The organism is Flavobacterium difficile, assembly GCF_011392115.1.
Taxonomy (GTDB): domain Bacteria; phylum Bacteroidota; class Bacteroidia; order Flavobacteriales; family Flavobacteriaceae; genus Flavobacterium; species Flavobacterium difficile.
Window position 1 is genome coordinate 1 of sequence record NZ_JAAJBT010000011.1, and the last position, 13,822, is coordinate 13,822.

Annotated in this window: 12 protein-coding genes and 2 tRNA genes; 5 read left to right on the plus strand and 9 right to left on the minus strand. The window is 34.6% G+C overall.

What is annotated here, in order from left to right:
• The 5 genes from G4D72_RS13595 to G4D72_RS12755 form a co-directional block, all read right to left on the minus strand.
• Window positions 1–162, minus strand: a 162-nt coding sequence (locus G4D72_RS13595; protein WP_166078114.1) for a GIY-YIG nuclease family protein, incomplete at its 3' end; no start/stop codon positions are given.
• Between the two features lie 77 nt (window positions 163–239).
• Window positions 240–312, minus strand: a tRNA-OTHER gene (locus G4D72_RS12740).
• Window positions 303–554: a GIY-YIG nuclease family protein gene (locus G4D72_RS12745; RefSeq protein ID WP_166078115.1), complete on the minus strand. Its 252-nt coding sequence runs from the start codon at window positions 552–554 to the stop codon at window positions 303–305. The genes G4D72_RS12740 and G4D72_RS12745 overlap by 10 nt, the downstream gene beginning before the upstream one ends.
• A 52-nt stretch (window positions 555–606) precedes the next feature.
• Window positions 607–684 (minus strand) — tRNA-Val (locus tag G4D72_RS12750).
• A 79-nt stretch (window positions 685–763) separates the two neighbouring features.
• Window positions 764–1,978, minus strand: a complete 1,215-nt coding sequence (locus G4D72_RS12755) for a bifunctional folylpolyglutamate synthase/dihydrofolate synthase (RefSeq protein WP_166078116.1) — start codon at window positions 1,976–1,978, stop codon at window positions 764–766.
• Between the two features lie 126 nt (window positions 1,979–2,104).
• On the opposite strand from G4D72_RS12755, the gene G4D72_RS12760 reads away from it, so the two are divergent.
• Window positions 2,105–2,818: a MotA/TolQ/ExbB proton channel family protein gene (locus G4D72_RS12760; protein ID WP_207784912.1), complete on the plus strand. Its 714-nt coding sequence runs from the start codon at window positions 2,105–2,107 to the stop codon at window positions 2,816–2,818.
• A complete protein-coding gene (locus G4D72_RS12765; protein WP_166078117.1) occupies window positions 2,808–3,203 on the plus strand; it encodes an ExbD/TolR family protein in 396 nt (131 codons plus the stop codon). Before G4D72_RS12760 ends, G4D72_RS12765 begins: the two co-directional genes overlap by 11 nt.
• A 120-nt stretch (window positions 3,204–3,323) precedes the next feature.
• On the opposite strand, the gene ygiD is transcribed toward G4D72_RS12765, so the two are convergent.
• Window positions 3,324–4,154 carry a 4,5-DOPA-extradiol-dioxygenase gene (ygiD, locus tag G4D72_RS12770; RefSeq protein WP_235922507.1) on the minus strand — a complete coding sequence of 277 codons (831 nt, stop codon included), beginning with the start codon at window positions 4,152–4,154 and terminating at the stop codon, window positions 3,324–3,326.
• Window positions 4,155–4,366: 212 nt separating this feature from the next.
• Here ygiD and G4D72_RS12775 point away from each other — a divergent pair, with 212 nt between their 5' ends.
• The 3 genes from G4D72_RS12775 (at window position 4,367) to G4D72_RS12785 (ending at window position 8,079) form a co-directional block, all read left to right on the plus strand.
• Window positions 4,367–5,380 carry a quinone-dependent dihydroorotate dehydrogenase gene (locus G4D72_RS12775; protein ID WP_166078119.1) on the plus strand — a complete coding sequence of 338 codons (1,014 nt, stop codon included), beginning with the start codon at window positions 4,367–4,369 and terminating at the stop codon, window positions 5,378–5,380.
• 81 nt (window positions 5,381–5,461) lie between these two features.
• On the plus strand, window positions 5,462–6,040 hold the full coding sequence (locus G4D72_RS12780; protein ID WP_166078120.1) for a non-canonical purine NTP diphosphatase: 579 nt from the start codon (window positions 5,462–5,464) through the stop codon (window positions 6,038–6,040).
• Window positions 6,041–6,162: 122 nt separating this feature from the next.
• Entirely contained in the window at window positions 6,163–8,079 is a 1,917-nt protein-coding gene (locus G4D72_RS12785; protein ID WP_166078121.1) for a DEAD/DEAH box helicase, read from the plus strand.
• A 160-nt stretch (window positions 8,080–8,239) separates the two neighbouring features.
• Here G4D72_RS12785 and G4D72_RS12790 read toward each other — a convergent pair whose 3' ends face one another.
• The 3 genes from G4D72_RS12790 to G4D72_RS12800 all read right to left on the minus strand — a co-directional run bounded on the left by G4D72_RS12790 (window position 8,240) and on the right by G4D72_RS12800 (window position 13,809).
• Complete coding sequence (locus G4D72_RS12790) at window positions 8,240–10,036, minus strand: acyl-CoA dehydrogenase family protein (protein ID WP_166078122.1); 1,797 nt, start codon at window positions 10,034–10,036, stop codon at window positions 8,240–8,242.
• Window positions 10,037–10,141: 105 nt separating this feature from the next.
• Window positions 10,142–11,323 (minus strand): thiolase family protein, encoded by a 1,182-nt coding sequence (locus G4D72_RS12795; RefSeq protein ID WP_166078123.1) that lies wholly within the window; start codon window positions 11,321–11,323, stop codon window positions 10,142–10,144.
• Window positions 11,324–11,418: 95 nt separating this feature from the next.
• A complete protein-coding gene (locus tag G4D72_RS12800) occupies window positions 11,419–13,809 on the minus strand; it encodes a 3-hydroxyacyl-CoA dehydrogenase/enoyl-CoA hydratase family protein (protein WP_166078124.1) in 2,391 nt (796 codons plus the stop codon).
• Window positions 13,810–13,822 lie beyond the last annotated feature (13 nt).

A 13,822-nucleotide genomic window follows, 5' to 3' on the forward strand; every position in this document is an offset into this window, starting at 1 on the left:
GGAGTAATTTTCGGTATACATAAGTTTCCAGTCGTCTGTATTTCCAGTAAAACCTTTGCTTTTTTGGTTGTGACGTATGATTCGTTCTTCTAAGTCAGAAGTGTAACCAATATAAAATTTGTTCTTAGCAGAACTGTAGATGATGTAAACGATAAATGGCATATAAATATAATTTTGGCATAAAAAAACTCCTTAATTTCTTAAGGAGTTAAATTGGTGGGCGATTGCTTGTTCCGATATTTCGGAAAGGGGTTCGAACCCCCAACCCTCCCGATAAATCGGGATGCACTGAACCAGCAGAGCTATTTCGAATTAGAAATTAATTCTTGAATTTTAATTCGACTTTTCCAAGATTTGATTTGTTTTTCTCTCGCTATAGCTTCTGACTTGATGGAGTAATTTTCGGTATACATAAGTTTCCAGTCGTCTGTATTTCCAGTAAAACCTTTGCTTTTTTGGTTGTGACGTATGATTCGTTCTTCTAAGTCAGAAGTGTAACCAATATAAAATTTGTTCTTAACAGAACTGTAAATGATGTAAACGATAAATGGCATATAAATATAATTTTGGCATAAAAAAACTCCTTAATTTCTTAAGGAGTTAAATTGGTGGGCGATGAGGGGTTCGAACCCCCGACCCCCTCGGTGTAAACGAGGTGCTCTGAACCAGCTGAGCTAATCGCCCCAATAAATCGCGCTACTTCCGTATTGCGAGTGCAAATATACAGCAGTTTTTTGTAATTGCAAATAAAACTTCAAAAAAATTAAATTATTTCTGCAACTACAAATGTACTTCCGCCAATATAGATAAGGTCTTCTGAGTTAGAATTAGCTTTTGCTTTTTTATAAGCAATTGAAACAGAGTTGTATGTGTTTCCAATTAAATGATACACTTTCGCTTTTTCTTGTAAAATTTTTGCGTCTAAACCGCGCTGAACTTTTGGCTTACAGAAATAATAAATTGCATTTTTTGGGAATAATGGTAAAATAGAATCTAAATCTTTATCATTTACAACACCTAACACAATGTGTAAATGATTGAATTTTTCTTTTTTTAGTTGGTTCATTACAATTTGTAATCCATGCGCGTTGTGAGCTGTATCGCAAATTGCTTTCGGATTTTTTTGTAAAATTTGCCATCTTCCCTGTAAGTTGGTGTTTTTAACTACATTTAGAATTCCGTTTTTGATGTTTTCCTCAGTAATAATAAAATCCGAATTCAAATTTCTAAATGTTTCAATTACAGTTTTTTTATTCTTTTTTTGGTAATCGCCTAAAAGTCCACAAACATAATCTGGATGTATCTCGTCTTGGGCAAAATGAATATTCGAATGGTTTTGTTTTGCGATTTCTAAAAACACAGGTTTTGTTTCTGAAGTATATTCGCCTATAATTACTGGAATGTTAGATTTAATAATCCCAGCTTTTTCAAAGGCAATTTTTTCTAACGTATCACCTAAAAATTGTGTATGGTCTTTTCCAATATTCGTAATCACAGAAACTAAAGGTGTGATGATATTCGTAGAGTCTAATCTGCCACCCATGCCGACTTCAATAATTGCGATATCGACTTTCTTGTCAGAAAAATATTCGAATGCTAAGCCAACCGTCATCTCGAAAAAGCTTAATTGCGTGTTTTCGAAAAATGATTTATGATTCAATACAAATTGATGAACGTAGTTTTTCGATATCTTCTTTCCGTTTATCGTGATTCGTTCTCTGAAATCTTTTAGATGGGGTGAGGTGTATAATCCAACTTTATAGCCGGCTTCCATAAATACAGAAGCAATCATACTGCTAGTAGATCCTTTTCCGTTAGTTCCAGCAACATGTATGGTTTTGAAATTCTTTTCAGGATGTTTCAAGTGTTCTACTAGTAATAAAGTATTTGTTAAATCTTTCTTATAGGCAGAAGCACCTACATTTTGGAACATCGGTAACTGGTTAAATAGCCAATTTAAGGTTTCTTTATAGGTCATTTTGTACTTATTTTAAAGAATTTCGACTTCCCACAAAATAAAATCATCTTTTTTTAGTTTTATACTTTATAGAAAAATGTATCTTTAGTGCAAATTTCAAAAAATTAATTAAGAATAGTATTACTTATGATCGGATTTTTTTTACAAACTACTGTTGTTGATACGGTAGCACAAGCTGTAACTAATGCAAATGGTACCAATACACCAGCTCCTGCTGAAGGAATTTCAGTTTTGGAATTCATATTAAAAGGTGGTTTTTTTCTTATTCCAATTATTATATTGATGTTTTATACCATCTATTTAATAGTAGAACGTTACTTATATATTAGTAAAACTACCAAAAATGATGATTTTCTTTTGAAAGAAGTTCGTACACATTTAAATGGTGGAAATATGAATTTGGCTATCGGTGCTGCAGATAGAGTGAATAACGCTACAGCGAGAGTTGTGAAAGAAGGAATTTTAACTATAGGAAGACCTATTTCTGAAATTGAATCGAACATGGAACGTATGGCTCAAATTGAGTTAGGTGAAATGGAACGTAAAATGGGACAATTAGGTTTAATCGCAGGTATGGCACCAACGCTAGGTTTCGTTGGTACGATTGCTGGTGTAATTAAAATTTTCTATAGTATTTCTATTACCGAAAATATTAGTATTGGAAATATTTCTGGAGGTTTATACGAAAAAATGATTTCTTCTGGAGCTGGACTTATTGTAGGTTTAATAGCTTATGCAGGTTACCATTTATTGAATGGAAAAATTGACCATTTCATGTTGAATGTTCAAAAACAAGTGTTAGAATTTGTAAACATAATTCAGAGACCAAATGGCAATTAAAAGAAACAGACGATTTCATGCGGAAGTTCATGCGTCCTCTATGAGTGACATCATGTTCTTTTTACTGTTGTTTTTTCTGATCATCTCTACATTGGCAAACCCAAATGTAATTAAAATGACGTTGCCCAAATCGAAAACGAACGAAAAAACAAACAAACAATTTATAAGTATTTCCGTTACGGAAGACAAAGCGTTTTTCATTGACAAACAGCCTGTTAATTTTGACGAACTAGAAAAAGAACTGTTAGCTAAAATTGGTACGGATAAAGAACAAACGGTTGTAGTGCGAATTCCGTTTAATTTGCAAGTACAAGATTTAGTCGACGTGCTACAAATAGGAGTGAAGAATAACTTGAAATTTGTAATTGCGACTAATCCGAAGTAGTACATAAATTTATTGTCAATCTGAACTTGTTTAGCTTCGCTGAATCTTCGATTTCAGATTCTTTTTATCGTAAATGGAAACGTGTTATTTTTGAATTTTCAGAATAGCACGTTTTTTGTTTTACCCAATCTTCACTGAAGTCATACTCAACGAACCTGCCAATAATTTATCATTAAACAACTGAATATTTTCCGACTCGTTTTTCAAACCTAACGTATATAGTAAAGGTAAATAATGATCTGGCGTTGGTATAGCTAAATCAAACGCTTTTCCTTGTTTTTGATAGTTGATTAAATTCGCAAAATCGCCAGCAATAATATTTTTATTGATTTTTTCTCTGGCTTCAATCGCCCAATCAAAACCATAATTGTCTTTGTTAAAATTTGCCCAATCCACCATTCGTAAATTGTGCACAATATTTCCGCTACCAATAATTAAAATGCCTTTGTTTCGTAACGATTGTAATTTTTGAGCCAGTTCAAAATGCGCTTGACCAGTCAAACTATAATCAATACTCATTTGAATTACAGGAATATTTGCTTCTGGATACAAATGTTTAATCACACTCCAAGCACCGTGATCTAATCCCCAATCGTAGTCTAGTGAAGTTGCTGTTGGAAGGATTAATTCTTTTGTTAATTGTGCTAATTCTGGAGATCCTTTTGCTGGATATTGCACTTCAAATAACGCTTTCGGGAAACCGCCAAAATCATGTATGGTTTGCGGCATTTCCATAGCAGTAACTTTCGTGCCTTTTGTAAACCAATGTGCAGAAATACATAAAATTGCAGTTGGAGTAGGAATGGTTTTGGCAATAGTTCTAAAACCAGCCACGAATTCATTTTCTTCAATGGCGTTCATCGGACTTCCATGACCTAAAAACAAAACGGGCATTTTTGGTGTGTTAGGTAAAATGTCTTTATAACTAAATAATTCGTTTACTGTTCTCATCGCATATATTATTGGTGTCAAACTTAAAAGTCCTAAAAAATGTTTTCGGTTCATGACTTAATTAATATTTGTATATACAAATGTATGAAAATAAATTCAAATGATAGTTCAATTTCTAATTAAATCAATTTGGTAGCCTATACAATTTTAATTTCTGAAAATTTGTGTAATCTGTCTTTAAAAATTACTTTTGCATAACAACTCAACACACTATGTATAAATTACTTTTACGTCCCATTCTTTTCTGTTTCGATCCAGAAAAAGTGCATTATTTTACCTTTTCTTTAGTGAGATTTATTTCTAAAATCCCATTCGTAACTTCAATTATTAAAGCGATTTATGTAGTAGATGATAAGCGTTTAGAAAGGGAAGTTTTCGGATTGAAATTTAAAAATCCAGTAGGTTTAGCAGCAGGATTTGATAAAGATGCTAAATTGTTCAATGAATTATCTGATTTCGGATTTGGATTTATTGAAATCGGAACGCTAACACCAAAACCACAAGACGGAAATCCAAAGAAAAGATTGTTTCGATTGAAGTCTGATTCGGCAATTATTAACCGAATGGGATTTAATAATGGTGGAGTAGAAGCCGCAATTTTAAGATTAAAGAAAAATAATGGCGTTTTAATTGGTGGAAATATTGGTAAAAATAAAGTGACGCCAAATGAAAATGCTACCGATGACTATGTAATTTGTTTTGAAGCCTTGTATGATTATGTAGATTATTTTGTGGTAAATGTAAGTTCGCCAAACACTCCAAATTTGCGTGAACTTCAAGAAAAAGAACCGTTAACAAAATTATTGCAGACTTTACAAGATTTGAACAACACGAAAGTTAAAGTCAAACCAATTCTTTTAAAAATTGCACCCGATTTAACGAACGAACAATTAGAAGATATTATTGATATTGTAAACGAAACAAAAATCGCAGGTGTTATTGCTACAAATACTACTATTTCTCGTGAAGGGCTGACTTCTGAAAATAAAGTTGAGGTTGGCGGATTGTCTGGAAAACCATTAACCAAACGTGCTACGGAAGTTATTAGATTCTTATCAGAAAAAAGCAATAAATCCTTTCCAATTATTGGAGTAGGAGGAATTCACACCGCTGATGATGCTATCGAAAAGTTAAATGCTGGGGCGAGTTTAGTACAATTATATACAGGTTTTATTTATGAAGGTCCGCAGTTGATAAAAGATATTAATAAGAAGTTGTTGGTTTAATATGTCAATTCAACAATTAGTCAATATGACAATTTTGGTTTATCGGCACATTGAAAATTGACACATTGAAAATTAAATAATATGAAATTAGTCTTCGCATCTAACAACAAAAATAAAATAGCTGAAATTCAGCAGCAAGTCGGTTCGCAATTTGAAATTGTCTCTTTAGAAGATATTGGTTGTTTTGTGGATATTCCCGAAACGGCTGAAACTATTGAAGGAAATGCGATTTTGAAAGCCAATTACGTAACTGAGAATTACGGTTTGCCTTGTTTTGCTGATGATACAGGTTTGGAAATTGAAGCGTTGAATAATGAGCCAGGTGTATATTCGGCACGTTATGCTGGTGAACAAAAGAATTCAGAAGATAATATGAATTTGGTTTTACAGAAATTAGCAGATCAAACGAATAGAAAAGCACGGTTCAAAACGATAATCGCACTAAATATCAATGACCAACAATACTTGTTTGAAGGTGTTGTAAAAGGTGAAATTATTACAGAAAAGTCAGGAAATATGGGCTTTGGTTACGATCCGATTTTTCAACCAGAAGGTTATTCAACAACATTTGCCCAAATGACAATGGAACAAAAAGCTGTAATTAGTCACAGAGGAATTGCTGTTCAAAAATTGATAGATTTTCTTTCGCAAATTGGTTAAACTTCCAACTTCTGACTTCTATCTTCCAGATTGAAAATCCTAACTTTCTGAAAATCAATTACAAACAAATTAGTTTAATCCAAATTTTAATTCTACCTTTGCACCCAATTTAAAAATATATAATGAATAAATTTGAGCAATTAGGGTTAAACGAATCGTTGTTAAAAGCAATAAGTGATTTAGGATTCGAAACCCCGTCGGAAGTACAGGAGAAGGCAATCCCACTATTATTGGAAGATGACACAGATATCGTCGCTCTTGCCCAAACAGGAACAGGAAAAACCGCAGCTTTTGGTTTTCCGCTAATCCAAAAAATTGACCCATTCAACAAGCAAACACAGGTTTTAATACTTTCTCCAACAAGAGAATTGTGTTTGCAAATTACAAACGAGATTAAATTATACTCAAAATACATCGATGGTTTATATACTGTTGCAGTATACGGTGGCGCGAGTATTCATGATCAAGCGCGTGATATTAAGCGAGGCGCACAAGTAATTGTGGCGACACCGGGTAGAATGCAAGATATGATTAACAGAGGCATGGTGAATATTAAAAACATCAGCATCTGTGTTCTTGATGAGGCAGACGAAATGTTAAACATGGGTTTCTATGAAGATATTACAAGTATCTTATCAGACACGCCAAAAGACAAAAACACATGGTTATTCTCGGCTACTATGCCGCAAGAAGTAGCTAGAATCGCTAAAGAATTTATGAGAAGTCCGCAAGAAATTACGGTAGGTCATAAAAACTCTAGTTCAGTAAACATCTCTCACGAGTACTATTTAGTAAATGCACGTGATCGTTATGAGGCATTAAAAAGATTAGCAGATGCGAATCCAGATATCTTTTCGGTAATTTTTTGTAGAACTAAAAGAGATACACAAGCGGTTGCAGAAAAATTAATTGAAGACGGATATAATGCTGCTGCATTACATGGAGATTTATCGCAAGCACAGCGTGATGGCGTAATGAAATCGTTCCGTGGAAGACAAATTCAAATGCTAGTTGCAACGGACGTTGCAGCGCGTGGAATTGATGTAGATAACGTAACACACGTAATCAATTATCAATTACCAGACGAAATCGAAACCTATACGCACCGTTCAGGTCGTACAGGTCGTGCCGGAAAATCAGGTACTTCGTTTGTAATTATTACAAAAAGTGAAATTAGAAAAATTCACGCAATCGAGAGAATTATCAAAACTAAATTCGAAGAAAAACCAATTCCTTCTGGAATGGAAATCTGCGAAATTCAGTTATTACACTTAGCAAACAAAATTAAAGATCAAGAAACGGATCATGCAATCGATAATTATTTACCAGCTATTTTTGATATCTTAGGTGATTTAGATAAAGAAGAATTGATTAAGAAAGTAGTTTCTGTAGAATTTAATCGTTTCTTAAATTATTACAAAAAATCTAAAGATTTAGCTACTCAAAGTAGTTCAAGTGCTGCAATACCGTCTGATGGAACTGTGCGTTACTTTATTAACATTGGTGCAAGAGACGATTACGATTGGATGTCTTTAAAAGATTATTTACGTGATACGTTAGAAGTAGGACAAGATGATGTTTTCAAAGTAGATGTAAAAGAAGGTTTCTCTTTCTTTAATACGAATGCTGAGTTAGCAGAAAAAGTAATGGGTGTTTTAAATTCAGTTCATATTAACGGAAGAAAAATTAACGTTGAAATTTCTAAAAACGAAGGCGGAAGAAGTTCAGGAAGAAGAGATCACAACGGAAGAAGCGGCGGAGGAAGATCTGGCGGAAGCGGATTCTCTGGAAGACGTGAAGGTGGAAATTCTGCTAGTGGATACAGAGGAAATCGTGATGGTGGATTCAGAGGAAATCGTGAAGGAGGAAACCGAGAAGGTGGTAGCGGTTTCAGGTCAAGAACAGCGTCAACTGGTGGAAGCGACAGAAGAAGTTCAGATTCTCGCGATAGCGGAAGAAGAGGTGAAGGTCGTTCAACTGAAAGAAGAAGTTCTGGATTTGAAAGTGCTAGAAGAACGCCAAGAAGATCTAATGACTAATTTTTAGTTTAAGTATATTAATCCCGATTCGTTTTTTCGTTTCGGGATTTTTTTTGTTTTAAAATGAGCATCAAGATAAATACTAAGTTGTAGGTTAGCCAATTTTAGCACAAAAAAAAGTCCCGATTTCTCGAGACTTTCTTTACAAATAAATTAAATATTAAAAACAGTAATTATTTTCTGCGATTACTTTAGCGGCAATTTGCTCACGTAATTTCACTACGTTTGGCATGTTTACATATTTAGTATAACGGCGTAATCCCATTAACATCATACGTTGTTCGTCGCCTTCAGCAAAAGAAACAATACCTTCTTTTCCTTTTTGAGTTACCACGTCAACAGCATTGTATAAATATAACTGCGTCATAGCAATTTGATCTGCTACTTTATCTGCACCTAATTTCTTAGCCATTTTTTCCGTTCTTAATAAAGCACTTTCAGCCATGTAAATTTCGATTAGCATATCTGAAGCGGCCATTAGTAACTGTTGGTGACTTTCTAATTCTGGTCCGAATTTTTGAACTGCGGCACCTGCTACCATTAAAAAGGCTTTTTTCATTTTACCAACCATTTCTTTTTCTTCAGCTAATAATTCTGTATAATCCGGCACATCAAAAGATGGAATTCCCATTAATTCTTCAGCAACAGCCATAGCAGGACCTAATAAATCCACATGCCCTTTCATTGCTTTTTTTACTAACATACCTACAGAAAGCATACGGTTAATTTCGTTAGTTCCTTCGTAAATACGAGCAATACGAGCATCTCTCCAAGCCGCTTCCATTGGCGTATCTTCTGAGAATCCCATTCCACCGAAAATTTGAATACCTTCATCAGAACAATTTTGAACATCTTCTGAAACCGCAACTTTTAAGATAGAACATTCAATGGCGTATTCTTCCACTCCTTTTAATTCTGCTTCTTGATGCGTATTGCCTTCTGCTTCACGTGCTTCAATTCTGTTTTGAATGTCTCCAGCAGCGCGATAAGTAGCACTTTCATCTACATAACAATTCGTTACCATTTCAGCAATTTTTGCTTGAATCGCCCCGAATGAAGAAATTGGAGTATTAAACTGAACTCTTTCATTAGCATATTTTACGGCTGTAGAAATTACTCTACGTTGTGCATCTAAACAAGCAGCTGCTAGTTTAATACGACCCACATTCAAAGAGTTCATGGCAATTTTGAAACCTTCACCTCTACCAGCTAACATGTTTTCAACAGGAACTTTAGTTTCGTTAAAGAAAACTTGTCTTGTCGAACTAGCTCTAATTCCTAATTTATGTTCTTCTTCACCTAAAGTGATTCCGTTTAAGTTATCTCTGTCGTATTCTACGATAAATCCTGTAATGTTTTTATCATCTTCGATACGTGCAAAAACAATCATTACATTACAAAAACCAGCGTTAGAAATCCACATTTTTTGTCCTGAAATCAAATAATGCGTTCCATCAGCAGATAAAACCGCTTTAGTTTTTCCAGAATTCGCATCAGATCCCGCACCTGGTTCAGTTAAACAGTACGAACCAAACCATTCTCCTGAAGCTAATTTTGGTACATATTTTAATTTTTGTTCTTCAGTTCCGTACAAAGTAATTGGCATGGTACCAATTCCAGTATGCGCACCAAAAGCCGTAGAAAACGAACCTGTAGCTCCTGAGATGTAATCACAAACTAAAGCTGTGTTTACAAATCCCATTCCTAATCCGCCATAAGCTTCTGGAACAGCTACTCCTAAAAACCCTAAAGCACCTGCATTACGCATGGTTTGTTCCGTGTAAGCGTAATCTTTTTTCTCAAATTTTTCTTTATGTGCCCAAAGTTCTTTGTCTACGAATTCTTTTACAGAATCACGCATCATAATTTGCTCTTCGTTGAAATCTTCTGGTGTAAAAACGTTTTCACATTTTGTTTCTTTTACAAGGAATTGTCCTCCTCTAGTGATATCTTCCATTTTGTATATTATTTTAAAGTTTTTATTTTGAAACACAGATTCAAAAAATCAGAGAAATTTTTAAAATTTTATTAATTTCTCAAATCTGTGTCCCTTTAATTATTTTTACATCAATTCATAAATACCTGCAGTTCCTTGTCCTGTTCCGACACACATAGAAACAATTCCGTATTTTGATTTTCTTTGTTTCATTTCTTCAAATAATTGTACCGATAATTTCGCACCTGTACAACCTAGTGGGTGACCTAAAGCAATCGCTCCACCGTTTACGTTTATGATATCAGGATTTAATCCTAATTCGCGAGTAACTGCTAAAGCTTGAGAAGCAAAAGCTTCGTTCAATTCAATTAAATCGATATCTTTTAAAGTTAATCCAGCTTGAGATAAAGCTTTTGGAATTGCTTTTACTGGTCCGATTCCCATAATTCTCGGTTCCACACCTGCAGATGCGAAGTTGACTAAACGTGCAATTGGTTCTAAGTTTAATTCTTTCACCATTTCTTCACTCATTACTAAAACAAAAGCGGCACCATCACTCATCTGAGAAGAATTTCCTGCCGTAACTGAACCGTCAGCAGCAAAAACGGGTTTTAAATTCGCTAAAGCTTCAACTGAAGTTCCTAATCTTGGCCCTTCATCTTTAGAAACGACATACGATTTAGTCTCTTTTTTTCCGTTTTCGTTGATAAATGTTTGTTCGATATTTATAGGAACAATTTGGCTGTCGAATTTACCATCTGCTTGCGCTTTTAAAGCTTTCATGTGCGATTCGTAAGCAAATCTGTCTTGGTCTTCTCTTGAAATGTTGAATTGTTTGGCAACGGCTTCCGCAGTTAAACCCATTCCCCAATAGTAATCTTCATTACCAGCAGCTGCTACTTTATAATCTGGAGTAGGTTTGTAACCACCCATTGGAATATAACTCATGCTTTCTGCTCCACCCGCAATGATACAATGTGCCATTCCAGATTGAATTTTGGCTGTTGCCATTCCGATAGTTTCTAATCCAGAAGCGCAATATCTGTTAACTGTTACTCCAGGAACATCCGTCACTTTTAATCCCATTAATGAAATTAAACGCCCCACATTTAAACCTTGCTCTGCTTCTGGCATCGCGTTTCCAACCATAACGTCATCAATACGTGTTTTATCGAAATTTGGCAATTGCGCCATCATGTGTTCGATAGTTTCTGCCGCTAATTCATCAGGTCTTTTAAAACGAAATAAACCTTTTGGCGCTTTTCCTACTGCAGTTCTATATGCTGATACTATATATGCTGTTTTCATATTTTATATTTTTTATGGAACACGGATTGAAGAAATTCGAGAAATCAAAAAAAAATATTAAAATTGCTCTGATTTCTTTAATCTGTGTTTCGAAATTAATTTCTCAAAGGCTTCCCTTTAGTTAACATAAATTGAACACGTTCTAAAGTTTTTCTTTCTGTACATAACGATAAGAAAGCTTCACGTTCTAAATCCAATAAATATTGTTCAGAAACTAGAGTAGGTTCAGATAAATCGCCACCCGCCATAACGTAAGCTAATTTGTTGGCAATTTTTTGATCATGTTCTGAAATATATTGTCCGGCCACCATTTGGTCTGTTCCTACTAAGAACATTCCTAGTGCTTGTTTTCCTAATACTTTAATATCCGTTCTTCTTACTGGTTGCGTGTAGCCTTGATTGGCCATTTGAAGAGCGACTTGTTTTGCTGTAGCAATTTGTCTGTCTTTATTTACCACAACTATATCTCTTCCTTTTTGAAGTACACCGATATCGAAACCTTCATAAGCAGAAGTTGCGACTTTCGCCATACCAACGGTTAAGAAATATTCTTGTAAGACGTTTAATTCCACATCATTTTTTCTAAATAAATCGGATGCACGTAACGCCATTTCTTTAGAACCACCACCGCCAGGAATTACTCCAACTCCAAACTCTACTAAACCAATATAGGTTTCTGCTGCAGCAACCGCTCTATCTGAGTGCATCGTTAATTCGCAACCACCGCCAAGTGTCATCCCGTGAGGTGCAGCAATTACTGGGATTGAAGAATAACGGCAACGCATCATCGTGTCTTGGAACATTTTTATGGCCATGTTTAATTCGTCGTATTCTTGTTCAACGGCTAACATGAAAATCATAGCTAAATTTGCTCCAACAGAGAAATTTGTTCCTTGGTTACCGATTACTAAACCTTCGTATCCTTTTTCAGCCATATCGATAGCTTTATTGATACCTTGCAGTACACCAGCACCGATAGAATTCATTTTTGAAGTAAATTCTAAATTGATGATTCCATCACCTAAATCGGTAATAATACTTTCGCTATTATTCCACACTTTTTTGCTTTCGCGAATATTATTTAAAATGATAAAAGCATCCTGACCAGGAACTTTTTCAGATTCTTTTTTATCTATATTGTAGAAATAAGTTGCGCCTTCTTTTACAGAATAGAAAGATGTATTTCCAGAAGCTAGCATATCAGTAACCCAAGTTGCTGGTTGATAGCCTTCTGCTTGCATTAATTCAATTCCTTTTTGTACACCGATAGCATCCCAAATTTCAAACGGACCATTTTCCCATCCGAAACCAGCTTTCATCGCGTCATCAATTTTGTAAAAAGCATCTGTAATTTCAGGAATTCTGTTAGAACAGTAAGTAAACATTGAAGCGAAGTTTTTACGGTAAAACTCTCCTGCTTTGTCTTTTCCAGTGATTAACACTTTAAATCTATCAATTGGTTTTTCGATAGTTTTGGTTAATTCTAAAGTAGCGAAAGATGCTTTTTTAGCTGAGCGATATTCTAGTGTTTCTAAATCTAAAGACAAAATTTCTTTTCCTTCTTTTTTGTAGAAACCTTGATTGGTTTTGCTACCCAACCATTTATTTTCCATCATTTTGTTGATGAATTCTGGTAATTTGAATAATTCTAAAACTTCGTCTGTTTTACAATTCTCGTAAATTCCATTTGCTACGTGAACTAAAGTGTCTAATCCAACCACATCAACAGTACGGAAAGTGGCCGATTTTGGGCGACCGATAACTGGTCCTGTTAATTTATCTACTTCTTCAATAGTTAACCCCATTTCTTTTACTTGATGAAATAAGCTCATGATTCCGAAGATTCCGATTCTGTTACCAATAAAAGCAGGTGTGTCTTTAGCTACTACAGAAGTTTTTCCTAAAAACTTTTCTCCATAACCGTTAAGGAAATCAAGTACTTCTGTTGAGGTTTGTGGTCCTGGAATAATTTCGAATAATTTTAAGTAACGAGCTGGATTGAAGAAATGCGTTCCACAAAAGTGTTTTTGGAAATCTTCACTTCTACCTTCGCTCATAAAATGAATTGGAATTCCAGATGTGTTGGAAGTTACAAGAGTTCCTGGTTTACGGTATTTTTCAATTTGTTCAAATACTAATTTTTTAATATCTAAACGTTCTACAACCACTTCAATAATCCAATCGCAAGTAGCGATTTTTGCCATGTCATCAGTAGTATTTCCAGTAGAAATTCTACTTGCAAAACTTTGATGGTAAATAGGAGAGGGTTTAGATTTAAGTGCATTCGCTAGATGATCGTTTACCAATCGGTTTCGAACCGCTTTATTCTCTAAAGTCAATCCTTTTTTTGTTTCTGCTTCTGTTAATTCGTTTGGCGCAATATCTAAGAGTAAAACTTCTACTCCAATATTAGCAAAATGACAAGCAATTCCGCTTCCCATAATTCCTGAACCTATAACAGCAACTTTTTTGATATTACGTTTCATATATACTATATTG

What these genes read in the sequence shown, in the direction of transcription:
- G4D72_RS12785 (WP_166078121.1), top strand. Translation starts at nt 6,163, where the DNA reads ATGAATAAATTTGAGCAATTAGGGTTAAACGAATCGTTGTTAAAAGCA.
- G4D72_RS12800 (WP_166078124.1), bottom strand. Translation starts at nt 13,809, where the DNA reads ATGAAACGTAATATCAAAAAAGTTGCTGTTATAGGTTCAGGAATTATG.
- G4D72_RS12765 (WP_166078117.1), top strand. Translation starts at nt 2,808, where the DNA reads ATGGCAATTAAAAGAAACAGACGATTTCATGCGGAAGTTCATGCGTCC.
- G4D72_RS12790 (WP_166078122.1), bottom strand. Translation starts at nt 10,036, where the DNA reads ATGGAAGATATCACTAGAGGAGGACAATTCCTTGTAAAAGAAACAAAA.
- G4D72_RS12760 (WP_207784912.1), top strand. Translation starts at nt 2,105, where the DNA reads ATGATCGGATTTTTTTTACAAACTACTGTTGTTGATACGGTAGCACAA.
- G4D72_RS12795 (WP_166078123.1), bottom strand. Translation starts at nt 11,323, where the DNA reads ATGAAAACAGCATATATAGTATCAGCATATAGAACTGCAGTAGGAAAA.
- ygiD (WP_235922507.1), bottom strand. Translation starts at nt 4,154, where the DNA reads ATGAGAACAGTAAACGAATTATTTAGTTATAAAGACATTTTACCTAAC.
- G4D72_RS12755 (WP_166078116.1), bottom strand. Translation starts at nt 1,978, where the DNA reads ATGACCTATAAAGAAACCTTAAATTGGCTATTTAACCAGTTACCGATG.
- G4D72_RS12775 (WP_166078119.1), top strand. Translation starts at nt 4,367, where the DNA reads ATGTATAAATTACTTTTACGTCCCATTCTTTTCTGTTTCGATCCAGAA.
- G4D72_RS12745 (WP_166078115.1), bottom strand. Translation starts at nt 554, where the DNA reads ATGCCATTTATCGTTTACATCATTTACAGTTCTGTTAAGAACAAATTT.
- G4D72_RS12780 (WP_166078120.1), top strand. Translation starts at nt 5,462, where the DNA reads ATGAAATTAGTCTTCGCATCTAACAACAAAAATAAAATAGCTGAAATT.